This window comes from Curtobacterium sp. MCBA15_008, assembly GCF_001865065.1.
GTDB lineage: Bacteria > Actinomycetota > Actinomycetes > Actinomycetales > Microbacteriaceae > Curtobacterium.
In genome coordinates, this window is the sequence record NZ_MJGN01000045.1 from 233,432 (window position 1) to 249,313 (window position 15,882).

Genomic DNA, 15,882 nt, shown 5'->3' on the forward strand with positions numbered 1-15,882 from the left:
CGCCACGAGCCTCCCGTCCGGCATGACGTGACCCGTCGCTGGTCCGTTTGCGTGCCGGGCGGGACCGGCCCGCGTTCGGTCAGCGGACGCGCGCTGCGGTGACCGTCTCGGTCGCCGGGACCGTGTCGAAGCGCCCGGCGCCGACGAGCTGTCCCGTCCGTGGCGCGTGGAACGTGGCCCCGCCGCCGGTCGCCAGGGCGACGTGGTGGATCCCGCGCTCGTTCGCGAAGAACACCGGGTCGCCGGGTCGGGCGTCCTCCGGCACGACGGGTTCGAGTGCCTCCGCCTGGTCGTCGGCGTCGCGCGGGACGACGACCCCGAGCGCGCGGTACGCCACGTGCACGAGGCCGGAGCAGTCGACACCGGCGGCCGAGCTCCCGGCCCAGAGGTACGGCGTCCCCGTGAACGTGCGCGCGACCGCCAGCGCGGCAGCGGGGTCGACGGCCTCCTCCGAGAGCAGTGACGTGACCGAGGTCGCGTCCAGCTCGTGGACGATCCCGTCGGGAGCACGGTACCCGCCTGCGGGTCGGCGCTCGAGGATCGCACCGAGGAGCGGACCGCTGCGGACGACGACCGGGTCGGTCCGTGGGGCGCCGAGCGTTCGCAGGTGCGCGGTCGGCAGGAACCCCGGGTAGCCGTCGCGGTGCTTCGAGGAGGGCTGGAGCGGGAGGCGGACCTCTGCCCAGCCGTCCGATTCGGCGACGACGATCACCGGTTCCCCGAGGACGGCGTGGGTGTCGGCACGGTCGAGCAGTCCCAGCCGAGCGTCGTCGTCGAGTCCCGCCGCCCACGCGACCAGGTCCGGCCGTTCGGAGACGGCGGCCGCGTCGATCGGCCGGGGTGCGGTCGGTGCGTTCCAGAGCACGGTCGCGAGGACGTCGACGACGGTCGACGTGTTCAGCAGGTCGAGCATGCGCGTCATCGTGCGAGGCCCGTCGACGAGGTTGCCCGATCGAGTGCGATCCGCAGGTACCCGTCCGCAGCGGCCAGTGCGGTCGCCGCCGTGACGGGGGTGCTCCCGGTCAGGAGCGCGAAGACCGCTTCCTTGACCGATCCGTCCGCCGCCTGCAGTGCTGCGGCCGCGGTGGCGGTGTCGACCCCGGTGACGGTGGCGACGGTACGGCGGCTGCGGGCGAGGAGCTTGGCGTTCGTCGCACGGAGGTCGACCATGACGTTGCCGAAGGTCTTGCCGAGCCGCACCATCGTCAGCGTCGAGAGCATGTTGATCACGAGCTTCTGCGCGGTCCCGGCGTTCAGGCGGGTGGAGCCGGCGATGAACTCGGCGCCGACCGCGGCTTCGATCGCGATGGCAGCCTCTGCGCCGGTCCGGGAGCGCTCGTTGCCGGCGACGGACACGGTGAGGGCGCCGATGTCGTTCGCTACGCGGAGTGCACCGAGCACGTACGGCGTGCGGCCGGAGGCGGAGAGCCCGACGACCGAGTCCTGCGCGGTCAGCCCGACTGCGACGAGGTCGGCGGCGCCGGATGCCGGGTCGTCCTCGGAGCGCTCGACGGCGGAGCGGATCGCGCGCTCACCGCCGGCGATGATCCCGATGACGAGCGACGGGTCGGTACCGAACGTCGGTGGGCACTCACTCGCGTCGAGGACGCCGAGCCGCCCGGACGTCCCCGCACCGATGTAGACGAGGCGACCGCCGCCGGCCATCCGCGTGCTGATCGCGTCGACCGCGTGGGTGATCGCCGGGAGGGCCGGGCCCACGGCGTCGAATGCAGCGCGGTTCCCGGCGTGCATCGACGCGACGAGCTCCGCGGTCCCGAGGAGGTCGAGGGTGCGCCGGCTCTGGTCGACGGCCTCCGTGCCGAGGGTCTCGAGCTCGTCGCCGATGGCGTCGAGGTCTGCGTCGTCACCGAGCTCGTCGTCACCGAGCTCGTCGTCGCCGCGCGAGCCGAAGGGGTGGGCGTGGGGGTCAGGGGGCATCGACACGGGACACCTGCCTCTCGTGGGGGAGATCGGGGTTGTCGAGGAGGAGTGCGGCGCCGTCGAGGGCGTCGCCGAGTGGGTCGACCACGAGGAAGCCCTCGTCGACGAGCGCCTGCTGGAGGAGCGCCGCGAACCCGTCGTGGCCGACGAGCCCGCCGGTGATCGAGACGGTCCGCGCAGGGACAGCGGAAGACACCGCGCTCGCCGTCTCGACGAGGTGGCCGATCGCCCGTTCGACGATGTCCACTGCGACGGCGTCGCCGGAGGCTGCGTGCGACAGGACGACCGGCGCGAAGGCCGCCAGCGTCCGCTCGGGTGCGGTGGAGCCGCCGACGAAGGCGGGCAGGGTGTCGGGCGATGGCGTGAGCGACGTCGCGGCCTCGCGGAGGGTGGTCTCGCGTCCGCGGCCGTCGTGCGCGCGGAGTACCGCCCGGAGGCCCTGCTGCCCGATCCAGCGACCGGACCCGTCGTCGCCGAGCCAGATGCCGGAGCCGTCTGCGCGGCGGACCCGTCCGTCCTGGTCGATCCCGATGGCGACGGCTCCGGTGCCGGCGACGAGCACGGTTCCCGGTGCGCCGCCGAGGGCGCCGGCGTGCGCGGTCACGACGTCGCTCGTGACGACGGCGCGGGTGCGGTACGCCCTCGCGACACGGTGCGCGAGCTCCCGAGCGCGGTCGGGCACCGTTGCGGCCCCGGCCGCGCCGATGGCGACACCGCCGGCGAACCCGGCGAGCCCGGCGGGCGACAGGACCTCGGCGGACGTGGCCGACCGGTCGGGCGGCAAGACGCTTGCGATCGCAGCGAGCGCTTCGTCGAGGCCATCGCGCTCCGCGAGGCCCGCACTCCCGGACCCGGAGACGAACGCATCACCCACGCGCACACGGCAGTTCGTCTTCCCCAGGTCGACGAGGGCGGCGAGCGCGACGGGCGGCATGGTGGGTAATTTACCTGATTGCCCTACGCAATGAAAAGCATTGACGCAACGACGTCCGGCTCCGTAGCATGACGACCGTTCGGAATGCGCTCGGAGAGGTTGTCCATGACCGTGCTGGAATCGCCCAATAGTGTCGTCAGGGTGAGCATCCGGACCTCGATCCAGTCGAGACTCGACACCTACCCGCCCTCGACGCGGCGCGTGGCCGAGGCGATCCTCGCGCGTCCGCAGATCGTGCTCGAGCAGACCATCACCGAGCTCGCCCGCAGCTGTGCGACGAGCGAGACGAGCGTCGTGCGGTTCTGCCGCACGATCGGGTTCACCGGGTACGCCCCGATGCGGTTGCAGATGGCCACCGAACTCGCGACCGAGTCCGCCCAGTTCGGCCAGGTCGGTGAGTACGGCTCGGACATCACCGACGCGGACTCCCTCGCCGAGATGATCGCGAAGATCAGCCGGTCCGAGATCGTCGGCATCCAGGAGACGGCGGCGTCGCTCGACCTCGACGTGCTGCAGTCCGTCATCGACCGGATCGTCACCGCCGACACCGTCATCGTGTTCGGCGTGTCCGCGAGCAACGCCGGCGCCCGCGACCTCGCCCAGAAACTCCTCCGCGTCGGGCGGACCGCACTCTCGTTCACGGATGCACACGACGCCCTCGTGCCCGCGACGCTCCTCGGACCGGGCGGCGTCGCGATCGCGTTCTCGCACAGCGGCCGGACACGTGAGGCGATCGAGTTCCTCCGTGCGGCGCACGACAGCGGTGCCACGACGGTGGCGATCACGAACGCCGCGGACTCGCCGCTCGGTGGTGTCGCCGACGCCGTCCTCCGGACCGCCGTCCGTGAGACCGCGTTCCGCTCCGGTGCGATGGCGAGTCGGATCGCGCAGCTCACGGTCGTGGACTACCTCTTCGTCGGGGTCGCCCGCACCGACCCCGACCGGAGCGTCTCCGCCATCCGGCGCACGCACTCCGCCGTCCGACCGCTCCGCGACGGCGAGTGACATGCCGGTCGCCGCGATCGACCGACTGCTCGCCGACCCGGCGCTCCGCGCGTCGGTGATCGGGGACGCCCGTGTCGGGCTGGTCACGAACGACACCGCGGTCACCGCCGCGTTCGAGCGCACCGTCGACGCCCTGCAGCGCACCGGGGTGCGTCTTGCCCTGCTGTTCGGACCGGAGCACGGCATGCACGGCACGGGGCAGGCGGGGGAGTCCGAGTCCCTCGACCACGACCGCGCCACCGGCCTGGTCGTGGTCGACACGTACGAGCTCGCCCCGGATCGACTCGCCGAGCGCATCAGCGCGTCGGGCATCGACCTGCTGCTCGTCGACCTGCCGGACATCGGGACCCGGTTCTGGACCTACCCGTGGACGATGCTCGACTGCCTCGTCGCCGCGGACCGTGCCGGCGTCCCCGTGGTCGTCCTCGACCGCCCGAACCCGATCGGCGGCACCCTCGTGGAGGGCCCCGGCCTCGATCCGGCGTTCGCGAGCTTCGTCGGTCGGGTGGACGTCCCGATCCGGCACGGGCTGACGCTCGGCGAGCTCGCCCGGCAGGCGGTCGCCGCCGGCGCGTGCGGGCTCCGAGCCACCACGGCACTCGACGTCGTCGAGGTCGCCGGGTGGGCCGACCGCGCACCGTGGAGCGGGGACGGCGGACCGTGGGTCACGCCGTCGCCGAACCTGCCGACGCCGGACACCGCGTTCGTCTACCCCGGTACCGGACTCGTCGAAGGGACGAACCTCAGCGAGGGACGTGGAACCACCCGTCCGTTCGAGACCGTCGGTGCACCGTGGCTCGACGACCGGTTCGTGCCGGCGCTCCGCGAACTCGAGCTCCCCGGTGTCGCCCTCCGTGAGACCCGCTTCCGACCGACCTTCCACAAGTACGCGGGGGAGGTCGTGCGCGGAGTCGCCCTCCACATCACCGACCGTGATCGCTTCCGCCCGGTCCGCACCGGCCTCGCGATCATCGGGACCGCCGCACGGCTGCACCCGGACACGTTCGCCGTGCGGCCGCAGCCGGCGGATGCCCCACCCGAGCCCGGTCACCCGCTCGACCGCCTGTGGGGATCCGATCGACTCCGCCGCGCGCTCGACGCGGGTGACGACGTGGTCGGGTTCGCCGACGCGCGTGACGATCGAGCGGCCGTATGAGCCTGGAGGCGCGGCTCACCACACTCCTCGACGTCGCGTTGGACGGTGGGGTCGCCTCCGCAGCGGCCGCCGTCGTGGTGGTCGACGGGACCGTCGCGGCCCGGAGCGTCCGCGGCACGGTCGCGACCGTCGACGACGACGGTGCCCCGATCCCGGCCGAGGGGCGGACCCCGGTCGCCGACGGCGCCCTCTTCGACCTCGCGTCCGTGACGAAGACGTACTCGGCGTACACGCTCCTGCGGGTGGTCGAGTCCGGCGTGCTCGGTCTCGACGACCCGATCGCGGAGCACCTGCCCGAGTACCGGGACGACCCGGATCGACGGTCCGTCACACTCCGGCACCTGCTGACCCACACCTCCGGCCTCCCGGCGACCTGGCCCGGCTGGCGAGCGCCGTTCGAGCAGGCGCTCGCCGCGCTGCCGGACGGTGCCCCGCCGTTCCGGGCGTCGCCGTTGCCGGACCGGGCCCTGCTCCGGACGGATCTGGCGCGCACGACGCTCACCGCGCCTCCAGGCCGTCACTGGGAGTACGCGTGCACCGGGTTCAACACGGCCATGCTCGTGGCGGAGGCCGCGACCGGCGAGTCGTGGGCCGACCTCGTGTCCCGCGAGACGCTCGTCCCGCTCGGCCTCGCCGGCACGCTCTACCGGCCGGCCGATGCCGGGCGGCGGGACGACGTCGTCAGCACCGAGTACCAGCCGGAGCTGCACCGCGGCGTCGTGCGCGGCGACGTGCACGACGAGTCGTCGTGGTCCCTCGGCGGCGCGACCGCGAACGCCGGGCTGTTCGCCGACGTCGACGACGTGGCGCGGTTCGGCGAGGTCATCCGCCGCGGCGAGACGGAGGTCACCGCGCGGTGGATGTGGGACGACCAGCTGCCAGCGGTCACCGGGCGTGCGGACCCGCGCGGCGACGGGACCGGGGCCAGCCTCGGCCTCCGCGTCGGTGAGACCTCGTGGATGGGCGCTCCCGGCGGGGGGTCGCGTGGGCACACCGGGTTCACCGGGACGTCGGTCCAGGTGGACCGCGACGCCGGGCTGACGATCGTGCTCCTGACCAACCGGGTGCATCCGACGCGGCACGGATCCGGCACCACGGACCTGCGTCGTGCGGTCGCCGAGCTGGCGTTCGCGTGCCGGTGAGTGCGACCGGCGACGGCGAGCCGCTCGTCGCCTGGGTGCTCCTCGATCCGGCGGGTACCTCGGTGTCCGAGCGGGACGGCGACGTGGTGCTGCCCGCGGCGTCCACGATCAAGCTCGTCGTGCTCCTCGCCCTGCTCCGTGCGGTCGACGACGGCACGATCACGCTCGACCGGTCGGTCACGGTGTCGTCGACCACCGCGTCGGCAGCGGGCGGGGGCCGCACGATCCGACCGGATCCCGAGGACGCCGACCCCGAGTTCCCGCCGGACGGAGCCGAGGCGACGGTCGCGGCGCTCGCCGGGATGATGATCGAACGGTCCTCGAACGAAGCGACCAACGTGCTCCTCGACCTGCTCGGCGCGATGCGGATCGCGGACACCGTCGGAGCGCACGGCCTCGGCGGGACGGTCGTCGCCCGGAAGCTCGGCGACGTGCCGGCGCAGCGTGCCGGGCTCGAGAACCGGACGTCGGCGGCCGACCTCGCCCGGACGATGCACGCACTGGTCGCCGGCCGGGCGCTCTCCGCGGTCAGCACCGAGTTCGCACGTGCAGTGCTCGCGCGACAGCGCTTCCCGCACATCGCTCGAGAGCTGCCGCCGGGTTCGTGGTGGGGATCGAAGAGCGGATGGGTCCCCGGGGTCGTCCACGACGTCGCGGCGTTCGCGACCGACGGGGAGGCCGCCGACGCGTCCGTCCTGGCGGTCTGCACGCGGGGTCTCGACGAGGCGCAGGGCGATGCGGTCATCCGTTCCGTGGGGAGCGTGTTGCAATCGTGTTTCCTGACCAGGTAAACCATTGACGCGTTTGCGTCTCGATAGGTAACCTTCCGACAACTTCGCTTCCGAGGCGGAGAACCACGGAAAGGATGCCGCTCATGACCGCCATCCCCACTCGCCCCGCTCGACCCGCCGAAGCCGCACCCGCGCGGCGGCGCGGACAGCGGAACGGGCCCGCTCCGGTCGTGAGCCACGTCGTCCTCGTCATCGCGTCGATCGTCGTCCTGCTGCCCCTGTTGTTCGTCGTGTTCCTGTCCTTCAAGGACATCCCCGGCATCCTCGGCACGCCGCTCTCATGGCCGGACGTGTTCCACGTCGAGAACTACCCGGACGCCTGGAACGAGGGCAACATCGGCCAGTTCCTCGTCAACACGATCGTCGTCGCGTGCGTCACCGTGGCCGCCATCCTCGCGTTCTCGTCGCTCGCCGCGTTCGTCATCGCGCGGTACCGGTTCAAGGGCAACCAGCTGCTCTACTTGTTCTTCGTGTCCGGCCTCGCGCTGCCGATCCAGATCATCGCGCTGCCGATCTTCATCCTCATCAAGAACCTGCACCTGCTGAACACGCTCACCTCGCTCGTCATCGTGTTCGCGTCCGGTGGGATCTCGTACAGCGTGTTTATCCTCGTCAACTTCATGCGGACGATCCCGTTCGAGCTGCAGGAAGCCGCCGTGATGGACGGTGCTGGCCCGCTGCGGATCTACTGGCACATCGTGCTGCCGCTCATCCGTCCGGCGCTCGGCATCGTCGCGATCTTCCAGTTCCTGTCGGCCTGGAAGGAGTTCTTCCTGCCGCTGCTCCTCGTGCAGGACCCGTCGAGCATGACCGTGCCCGTCGGCATCCTCTCCTTCGTCGGCGAGCACTCCACGGAGTGGCAACTCCTCCTCGCCGGTCTCGTCATCATCAGCCTGCCGACCCTCATCGGGTTCCTGCTCGTCGCGAAACAGTTCCGACGGAACCTCGTCGGCGGCGGCGTCAAGGCCTGAATTCTTCCCCGACCGACCCCGAAAGGACGTCCGGAGCCATGCAACGAACGCACACCACCCGTCACCGTCGCGGCAGGACCCTCGCGGTCGTCGGCGCCGTCGCCGCAGCCGCCCTCGCCCTCGCCGGGTGCTCCGCGGGCGGATCCGCCGCGGGCGACGACAGCGGGAGCTCGAGCGGGCCGACCGTGTCCGTCTGGTCGTGGCGATCCCAGGACAAGCCCCTGTGGGAGAGCGTCCAGAAGAACCTCCGCGCCGAGGGCACGGACCTCACGATCAAGTTCCGGTCCATCTCCGCGACGTCCTACGACTCGGTGCTGAAGACCGCGATGAACGGCGGGAGCGGACCCGACATCTTCTACGACCGCGCCGGCAACGGCACGCAGACGTACGCCGCGGCCGGGCTCATCAAGCCGATCGACGACGTCGCCGACACCTCCGGCATGAAGCCGGCGTCGCTCGCAGCGGCGCAGTACGAGGGCAAGACCTACGGCGTCCCGTTCGCCGTCCAGACGATGTCGATGTTCTACAACAAGAAGATCCTCAAGGACGCCGGCATCGAGAAGCCGACCACCTGGAAGCAGTTCACCGCCGCGATGAAGAAGCTCAAGTCCAAGGGGACGACGCCGATGTACACGATGGGCGTCCAGCAGTGGCTGATGTCGCTCCAGCTGCAGGCGGTCGGCGCTTCGACGGTGAGCAACGACACGGCGCAGGCGATCACCGACAAGAAGGCGGACTACACGGACCCGCAGTTCGTGAAGTCGCTCGCCGCGTTCCAGGACCTCGCACCGTACCTGCAGGACAACTGGCAGGCGACGGGCTCGGCCGGTAACGAGCAGGAGACGGCCTTCGCGCTCGGCAAAGCGGCGTTCATCATCGACGGCATCTTCGACACGGCGACGATCGACCAGGTCAACCCCGATCTCGACTACGGGCAGATGCTCGTCCCGTCGCCGAACGGCCAGAAGGCGAAGATCACCTGGTACGTCGACGGCAACATCTCGATGAACGCGAAGATCGGCGACTCGGCGGTCGAGAAGGCATCCGAGAAGGTCATCGCCTACACGGCCACGAAGAAGTTCGGCAACGCCTTCTCGGACGTCGCCGGGGAGATCTCGCCGATCGCGGGGGTGACGATCCCGAAGAAGTACCCGCTCAGCCGACAGGCCGCCGAGTGGTTCGACACCCGGGCGGCGGACCCGATCATCGGGATCCGCTCGCCGATGGACACCCCCGACCCCGATCCGAAGTCGCTCACGAAGAAGAAGACGATCTCCACGACCTCCGGCGTGTACACCGCTGAACAGGACGTCGTCGTACCGCTCCTCGAGGGCAAGATGACCCCGGACGAAGCGGCCGAGCACATCAACGGCAAGCTCGACTGGTACTTCACGGCCAAGTGATCATGGCCACCACCACCACATCCGGGAGGCGGGACAGCGCGTCCGTCCCCACTCCCGCGCCCGCATCGGAGCAGCCCACACCGCGCGCCCGCCGGAAGGTCCCGAAGCGACAGGTCGTGATCCTCGCCGCCTTCGTGGCCCCCGCGTTCCTCCTCTTCGCGATCTTCGTGGTCTTCCCGCTCCTCGATGGCGTCCGGTACAGCTTCTACAACTGGAACGGCACCGGCCCGCTCACGAACTTCATCGGGCTCGGGAACTACGCGTTCACGCTCTTCGACCCCTCGTTCGCCCCGGAGTTCTGGCGGGCCATCGGGCACAACCTGTACTTCTTCGTCATCTCGATGGTCCTGACGCTCGTCTTCGGCATCGGGCTCGCCTACATGATGCTGATCGTCAACGAGCGGGCGTCGCAGCGCTACTCGATCATCATGATGCTGCCGTTCACGCTGCCCCCGGTCGCGATCGCCTACATCTGGACGATCTACCTCGAACCCAACAGCGGCGTGCTCTACGCGGTGCTGCACGCGCTGCACCTCGACGCCCTCGCCCTGCCGTTCCTCGGGTCGACGACGCTCGCGCTGCCGACCATCGCCGTCATCACGGCATGGGTCGGCATGGGGTTCCCGGTGCTCGTGTTCCTCGCGTCCCTGACCGAGGTGCCGCAGGACACGCTCGACGCCGCCGCGCTCGACGGCGCCGGACGGTTCCGGGTCCTGTGGTCGGTCCTCATCCCGTCGATCCGGCCGACGATCCTCCTCATCACGACGATGAACTTCATCGGCGCGTTCGGGACGTTCGACCTGATCTACATCATGCAGGGGAGTCAGGCCGGGCCGAGCGGCGCGACCGACGTCCTCGGAACGTTGTTCTACCGGACCGGCTTCGGTGGGTTCGGCACGACGGCGCAGTCGATGGGGCTCGCGACCGCGCTCGCCGTCGTCGGGTTCGTCATCGTCGTCGGTGTCTCGGCGATCTTCCTCCGGCTGCAGAAGCGGTTTGCGGACTGAGCCGCGACACGGCAGGTTCCGACCGCGCCGCCGCCGATCCGTGGTTCGTCCGGCGTCCGACCACCCGGGCATCGGGAGCGCGGGGGCGTGAGAGCAGCCGGCCGTCTCCGAGCCCCGGGCGACTCGAGCGCGATTGACGCGTCGCCCCGCCCGGTACGGTGGCCACGTGGGCAAGGTCACGCTGCAGGACGTCGCGGACCACGCCGGTGTGTCGATGAAGACCGTGTCGAACGTGGTGCGCGGCTACCGGCACGTCAGCGTGGCCATGCGCGACCGCGTGCAGACCGCCGTCGACGAGCTCGGCTACCGCCCCAACGTCTCCGGCCGGAGCCTCGCCACCGGCCGCTCGAACATGCTCGCCTTCGCGTTCCCGGACCTCCGTCGGCCGTACTTCGCCGAACTCGCGCACGTGTTCTCCCGCGTCTGCGCAGACCGCGGCTACCAGCTGCTCCTCGAGGAGACGGGCGGCACGGCGGACGGTGAGCGCTCGGCGGTGCGCGGGCGGGAGGCCGGTGTGGTCGACGGCGTCGTGATCCACCCGCAGGTGCTCACCCCGGAGTACATCGACGGCATCCGCGGCGACACCGTCGTGGTGTTCCTCGGTGAGGACCTCCGTCCGGAGTGCTCGGACCAGGTCGTGATCGACAACGTCGCGGCCGCCGCCGAGGCGGTGGACCACCTCGTCGCGCTCGGCCGCCGCCGCATCGGGTTCCTCGGACACGAGACCGGGCAGGCGTCCCGCACGTCGACGTTCCGGCTCGAGGGCTACCGCGCCGGCCTGGAACGCGCTGGCCTCGCCGTGGACGACGGCCTGCTCGTCGCGCGCGAGGTCGGCGACGCGGCGGGCGCCGAGGCCGCCTTCGACGCGGCCCTCGACGCCGGTCTCGACGTCGACGCCCTGCTCTGCCGCGACGACCTCGCCGCGATCGGCGCGCTGCGGGCGATGCGCCTGCGTGGACTCGAGGCACCGGCCGACGTCGCGGTGGTCGGGTGGGACGGCTTCGGCCTGGCCGCGAGTCTCGCCCCCAGCCTCACCTCGGTCGCGCCGGACACGGTCGCCCTCGCCGAGTCCGCGCTCGACCTGCTGCTGGCACGCATCGACGGCGACGACGCGGCCGGCCGCCTCGTCACCGTCGGCCACCGGCTCGTCGTGGGGGAGAGCGCACCGTACGCGGACGGTTCCGTCGACTGACTGGAGGCGCGGGGCGGGGCCGCCACGCGCCTCCAGTCCAGTGGATGGTTCGCGAGGCGGACGATCGGCGGGCCCGCGTCGCGCAGGCCTGCGCGCCGCGTGGGATGCTCCTGCAGCTCCGGCTCCGCTCCTCCGGGAAACCAGACCCTCCACCGAACCCGGAGCGATCTCACTCGGCGGCTTCCCGTCCTGGATCGGTACCCACCGCATGGCCTCGCCGACGTCCGCACCGAGAACGCCGGCGAGTCATACCGGGTCTACTGCGGTGTACCGGGCGGACGGCCGCGTTCATGTCGGGCCAGGGTGCGGATGGAAAGCACGAGGCTGGTGAACGCCGCCGCGAGGGCCGCGACTGCGGCCGTGGTGACTGCCGCGGTGAGGTTGTCGGTCGCGCTCGCTGCGAGGCCGAGAACCCCGGCGCTGGCGATCCCGACCGCGGCGACCAGCTGCGGCACGTAGTGCGGGTGCTGGCTGGTGAACCCGCGAATGACTCCGATCGCGAAAAGGGCACCGCCTACGGCGAATCCGACCGCGAGGATCCGAACCGCGATCACGGTGTCCTCGGACGTGAGGGTCCCGTCCGGGGTGATGGTCTGGACCAGCTGCAGCATCATGAGCGCGCACGCGCCGATGACGACGATGCCCGCGTCGGCTCGAAGAGCGCGGAACACGATCGGCACCGCAAGGAGCGGGAGACGCTGGGTGAGGACCGTGCGCACTGCGAACGCGATCAACACGATCAGTCCACCGATGCCGACCAGAGCCGGTGCCACCGCCGCGAGGGTGTCGCGTTGGATCGTGGTCGGTGAAGTGCCTTGTCGTGCCCAGCTGAGGATGTCGGGTGGAGTACGCACCGCGATCAGGGTCGCGGTGGTGGTAGCGGCGGCCCAGGTCGCCGCGCCCACCCAGGGGTACTTGTACCGGGGCCGCCGCTTGTTCATGGTGTGCAGAGGGCAGCGCTGAGCGTGCTGCTGATGCAGACGGCGAGGCTCACCGTGCTGACGATGATGGTCGGCGTGGAATTCGCCTCGTCCCGCCCAGCATCACCGCCCCGGAAGGTTTGCAGGTCAAGCATGTGCTTCATCGATCTAGCTCCTAGCAGAGTGAAAGGGACAGGCTGCTGCCGCACACCACGACGCTGACAGTGCTGAACCGAGGTTCAACGTTTACGGCGGTCGTGGCGGTGCGCTGCAAGTTCAGGATGGGTTGCATGGCGGTTCCTCTCAGCAGGCCACGACGCTCCACGTACTGGCGCATGCGGCGACGCTCCAGGTACTGGGAAATCGCGGCTCGGTGTTCGTGGACGTGGCGTTCTGCAGGGTGAGGACGTATCGCATCAGCACCACACCAGACTGTTCGAGCTGATGCAGAGGAAGATGCTGTTGGTGCTGAGCCCTGCGGGAGTCGGTGTGTCCGTGTGAGCGCTGCGTTGCAGGTTGAGAGTGAAGGCGGCCATCAGCAGAATGCCCAGCTTGCGCCGCTGGGGCAGTATGCCCAGGAAGCGTTGCTCAGGCCGCGTCCGTCTGCCGCTGATCGTTGGTCAGCGGGGAGCGCTTGCAAGGTCGAGAGGTAGTGCATGGTCGTCCTTTCTGTTGGTGATGGTCGGCATGATGAGCTGTAGCGGGTCGGTAACCGGGTCGGCCGCGAGGAGGCCACGAGAGAGTCCGTAGCGTCGGAGGACGCGGTGGATGCCGGCGGACCCCGTGAGCAGATCGGTGGAGCTGCGGAGGAGTTGCTCGCTTGGAAAGTGCACGCCGCACCCGCGGATGAGTGTGTGCTGCTGCAGTGCTTCGACGTGATGGTCGACAGTGCCGGGCAAGCCGAGTGGCTCGGCCACAGCGAGCTGGAAGTCGATCAGCCCGGCGCGGCCGTTCCACCAGCCGGATTGAATGACGAACCCCGCGTGTGTGGCGAAGTTGATCCGCTCGAGCGTAATGGTGAGATCAGGAACAGCGCGGTGCTGAAGGAGTCGAGCGATCGCAAGGCCGACGCCTGCTGACCCGGTACCGAGGTAGGGCACCGCTCGCCAGCCTTCATTCATCTGGAGCGACCCGTCGGGGCACTCCACGAGCGCTGCGACATCGGTGCGAATCGCCTGCTCGGCATGGTCCAGTGCTTCAGATTCGCCGGTGACTTCGAAGTGCCGTATCCAGAACAGTGCTGCACCGGAAGTGCCACGCATCAGCCCACCCTGTCCGGTTGCGACCGTCGTCTTCGGTGCGCTGACGAACAATCGTTGTGCGAGGACCTCGGAGATCTCCCGGCTGCGCTTCGTGGTGCGGTCGTCGGGCGCTTCGAGGCTTGCCAGCCCGATGCCGGCGAGCCCCGAAGCGAGGGTGGAGTCGAGCTGCTCCAGATCGGTTTGCTGGAGCCGGCGAGTGAAGTCACCGAGACCGCGAGACTGCATGGCTTGTGTGCACTGCAACCCGCTGAGGCCATCAAAGAGGCCGAGCGGCGCTGTACCACGTGCTGTGCTCTCGGCGATCGAGTGCCGTATCCACCGTTCGGTGCGCGCCGCGAGTTGCTCGCTGCTGATGCTGCCGCTGCCGAGAACACCGATGGCACCCCATGCAAGATTCCAGCCATTGCTGTGGAACTGTTCGATGTCGCCGGGGTAGAGGCGATCGTCTCGGCTGAAGTCCGCGGAGTCTGCGATGCCGGTGCTGATCGCGTTGAGGACCTCCTCGAGTCCGAGCGTGGTATGCACGTCCCACGTCTGGGCAACGCTGCGGGCGGCGCGGCGTTCGTGGCTGCCGTCCACCGATTCGGGGACTGGGCCGAGGAGATCGAGCACGGTCGTCTCGAATGACGAATCCAGGTCGAATTGCTTGACGACGGTTTCGAGGAGCTGAGGTGCTTTCGACGGGTCGAGGGCGAGGAGCGAACCGAGCGGAACGAACAGCGCCAGGTGGAGCACACCGAGCGCGTAGTTGTCCGCATCGACACCCACCCGACCATCCGGTGGGACATACCCCGGAGCTCCCATCACGGGCGGAGGAGGTGCATCCGCTCGGGACGTCATCTCGAAGTCCACCAGGACCGGTGCGTTGTCGTCGGTAATGATGATGTTCTCCGGATGTACGTCGCCGAACACCAGACCTCGTGCGTGGAGATCGTGCACGGCGTTCCGAATCGCCCACAGGATGGGCATCGCCCAATCTCGGTACACGTGCCGTTCCTCGATACTCGATCCGGCCCTGATCAGCGGCATCCGTTCCACCGAACTCTTGTTCAAGGTGCGCCCAGCGATGAACTCCTCGACGAGGAACTCATGGCCTTCCACCGACAGTGTCTCGATGAGCTTCGGCGCGTACCCGGCTCCATCGAGCTGGCGCAGCACTGCCGCTTCATCACGCACCCGCGTAGCGGCATCTCGACCATCGGCGGTGATACCTGCATCCGGCCTGCCCTCCTTGAGTACCACTCGTGCACCCGTTCGGAGATCATTGGCACTGTAGACACCGCCTCCGTTGGAGAAGTGCAAGGCGTCTTCGACGTCGTAGTTGAAGCCGTCGGGGCGGTCGTCGGAGCCAAGCGCCTCCACAGCGGTCGCGACGAACCCGGGTAGCTCCAGCCATGACGGCGGGCTGAACCATGGATTGCGCTCATCGGGAACGAGGCTGCCGTCCGGCGCGGTGATGGCAGGAACGGATGCGCCCGCCTCATTGAGGACCGTGGCTAGCTGAAAGCCTCCGTAGCGCACGTACACGGGGCCGTGTCGGAAGCGGACATCGCTGAGGATGTAGGGCCCGGGCCTTCCACCGAGCAGCGAATCGAGGTCCTCACAGACCTGTTCCGTCGCGGTGTCATCCTCTGGGTAGATCGTGATGAACTTCCCGCTCCCGGAACGCTCGGCGTACTTCTGATTCGCGGCGAGGTACACCGCTTCCGTGCTCAGGTACTTGAACGGGATCTCGGTCGCGAAGCAGTAGCGTGCGACGTCGCGCAGCGTGCGCGTGGTGTCCGCAGCCGTTGCGGACACGTGTACTTTCCACCCTTGTCGCGGCAGCAGCACGTCACTCGGCGCGAGGAACGTCCACCCGTCGCTACGACGTCGCACCCACCCGTCAGGCAAGCCACCGATCGACCAGTCGTAGGAGTTCGACCGGACACCGCCTGTTCGCTCGGGTACTTCGTAGAAGAACGCGTCGCCCTGAAGGTAACGCGTGTACCGCAGATCCATCTGGTCCCCCTCGTCCAAACATCGGTCTGATGGTTAACATTTCACCGGACGTGTTTCGTGTCAACAGAGTTCTAAGATCTGGGCGGTGGATTGCAGCCGCAGGCAAGCGGCGATGGACATGACGATCCGGCAGCCTCAATTGAGGCGGGGTCGCTGT

The 15,882-nt window shown here is 69.6% G+C and carries 14 protein-coding genes; 8 read left to right on the plus strand and 6 right to left on the minus strand.

Features of this window, described 5'->3' with window-relative positions:
• Positions 1-79: 79 nt before the first annotated feature.
• The 3 genes from BIU96_RS15600 to BIU96_RS15610 are packed head-to-tail and all read right to left on the minus strand — an operon-like array spanning position 80 to position 2,875.
• Positions 80-913, minus strand: coding sequence for a C40 family peptidase (locus tag BIU96_RS15600; protein WP_175477581.1), 834 nt, complete (start codon positions 911-913; stop codon positions 80-82).
• 5 nt (positions 914-918) lie between these two features.
• Positions 919-1,938 (minus strand): N-acetylmuramic acid 6-phosphate etherase, encoded by a 1,020-nt coding sequence (murQ, locus tag BIU96_RS15605; protein ID WP_083403003.1) that lies wholly within the window; start codon positions 1,936-1,938, stop codon positions 919-921.
• Positions 1,928-2,875 (minus strand): N-acetylglucosamine kinase, encoded by a 948-nt coding sequence (locus BIU96_RS15610; RefSeq protein ID WP_071293521.1) that lies wholly within the window; start codon positions 2,873-2,875, stop codon positions 1,928-1,930. The genes murQ and BIU96_RS15610 overlap by 11 nt, the downstream gene beginning before the upstream one ends.
• A gap of 141 nt (positions 2,876-3,016) precedes the next feature.
• Between BIU96_RS15610 and BIU96_RS15615 the strand changes: the two genes are divergently transcribed.
• From BIU96_RS15615 to BIU96_RS15650, 8 genes are all read left to right on the plus strand, one after another.
• Complete coding sequence (locus tag BIU96_RS15615) at positions 3,017-3,880, plus strand: MurR/RpiR family transcriptional regulator (RefSeq protein WP_083402985.1); 864 nt, start codon at positions 3,017-3,019, stop codon at positions 3,878-3,880.
• A 1-nt stretch (position 3,881) separates the two neighbouring features.
• On the plus strand, positions 3,882-5,036 hold the full coding sequence (locus BIU96_RS15620) for an exo-beta-N-acetylmuramidase NamZ domain-containing protein (protein ID WP_071293523.1): 1,155 nt from the start codon (positions 3,882-3,884) through the stop codon (positions 5,034-5,036).
• The gene (locus BIU96_RS15625; protein WP_071293524.1) at positions 5,033-6,178 is read left to right on the plus strand and encodes a serine hydrolase; all 1,146 of its coding nucleotides are present in this window, start codon (positions 5,033-5,035) and stop codon (positions 6,176-6,178) included. Before BIU96_RS15620 ends, BIU96_RS15625 begins: the two co-directional genes overlap by 4 nt.
• Positions 6,175-6,969 carry a serine hydrolase gene (locus BIU96_RS15630; RefSeq protein ID WP_175477582.1) on the plus strand — a complete coding sequence of 265 codons (795 nt, stop codon included), beginning with the start codon at positions 6,175-6,177 and terminating at the stop codon, positions 6,967-6,969. The genes BIU96_RS15625 and BIU96_RS15630 overlap by 4 nt, the downstream gene beginning before the upstream one ends.
• Before the next feature lie 83 nt (positions 6,970-7,052).
• Positions 7,053-7,940 carry a carbohydrate ABC transporter permease gene (locus BIU96_RS15635; protein ID WP_083402986.1) on the plus strand — a complete coding sequence of 296 codons (888 nt, stop codon included), beginning with the start codon at positions 7,053-7,055 and terminating at the stop codon, positions 7,938-7,940.
• Between the two features lie 38 nt (positions 7,941-7,978).
• Positions 7,979-9,343: an ABC transporter substrate-binding protein gene (locus tag BIU96_RS15640; protein ID WP_083402987.1), complete on the plus strand. Its 1,365-nt coding sequence runs from the start codon at positions 7,979-7,981 to the stop codon at positions 9,341-9,343.
• A gap of 2 nt (positions 9,344-9,345) precedes the next feature.
• A complete protein-coding gene (locus tag BIU96_RS15645) occupies positions 9,346-10,350 on the plus strand; it encodes a carbohydrate ABC transporter permease (RefSeq protein ID WP_083402988.1) in 1,005 nt (334 codons plus the stop codon).
• A gap of 166 nt (positions 10,351-10,516) precedes the next feature.
• Positions 10,517-11,542, plus strand: a complete 1,026-nt coding sequence (locus BIU96_RS15650) for a LacI family DNA-binding transcriptional regulator (RefSeq protein WP_083402989.1) — start codon at positions 10,517-10,519, stop codon at positions 11,540-11,542.
• 257 nt (positions 11,543-11,799) lie between these two features.
• Here the strand turns inward: BIU96_RS15650 and BIU96_RS15655 are convergent, their stop codons facing one another.
• The 3 genes from BIU96_RS15655 to lanKC form a co-directional block, all read right to left on the minus strand.
• Entirely contained in the window at positions 11,800-12,483 is a 684-nt protein-coding gene (locus BIU96_RS15655; protein WP_139200094.1) for a hypothetical protein, read from the minus strand.
• Positions 12,480-12,626 carry a SapB/AmfS family lanthipeptide gene (locus BIU96_RS19950; RefSeq protein WP_175477583.1) on the minus strand — a complete coding sequence of 49 codons (147 nt, stop codon included), beginning with the start codon at positions 12,624-12,626 and terminating at the stop codon, positions 12,480-12,482. The genes BIU96_RS15655 and BIU96_RS19950 overlap by 4 nt, the downstream gene beginning before the upstream one ends.
• A gap of 456 nt (positions 12,627-13,082) precedes the next feature.
• Positions 13,083-15,725, minus strand: coding sequence for a class III lanthionine synthetase LanKC (lanKC, locus tag BIU96_RS15660; RefSeq protein ID WP_139200095.1), 2,643 nt, complete (start codon positions 15,723-15,725; stop codon positions 13,083-13,085).
• Positions 15,726-15,882 lie beyond the last annotated feature (157 nt).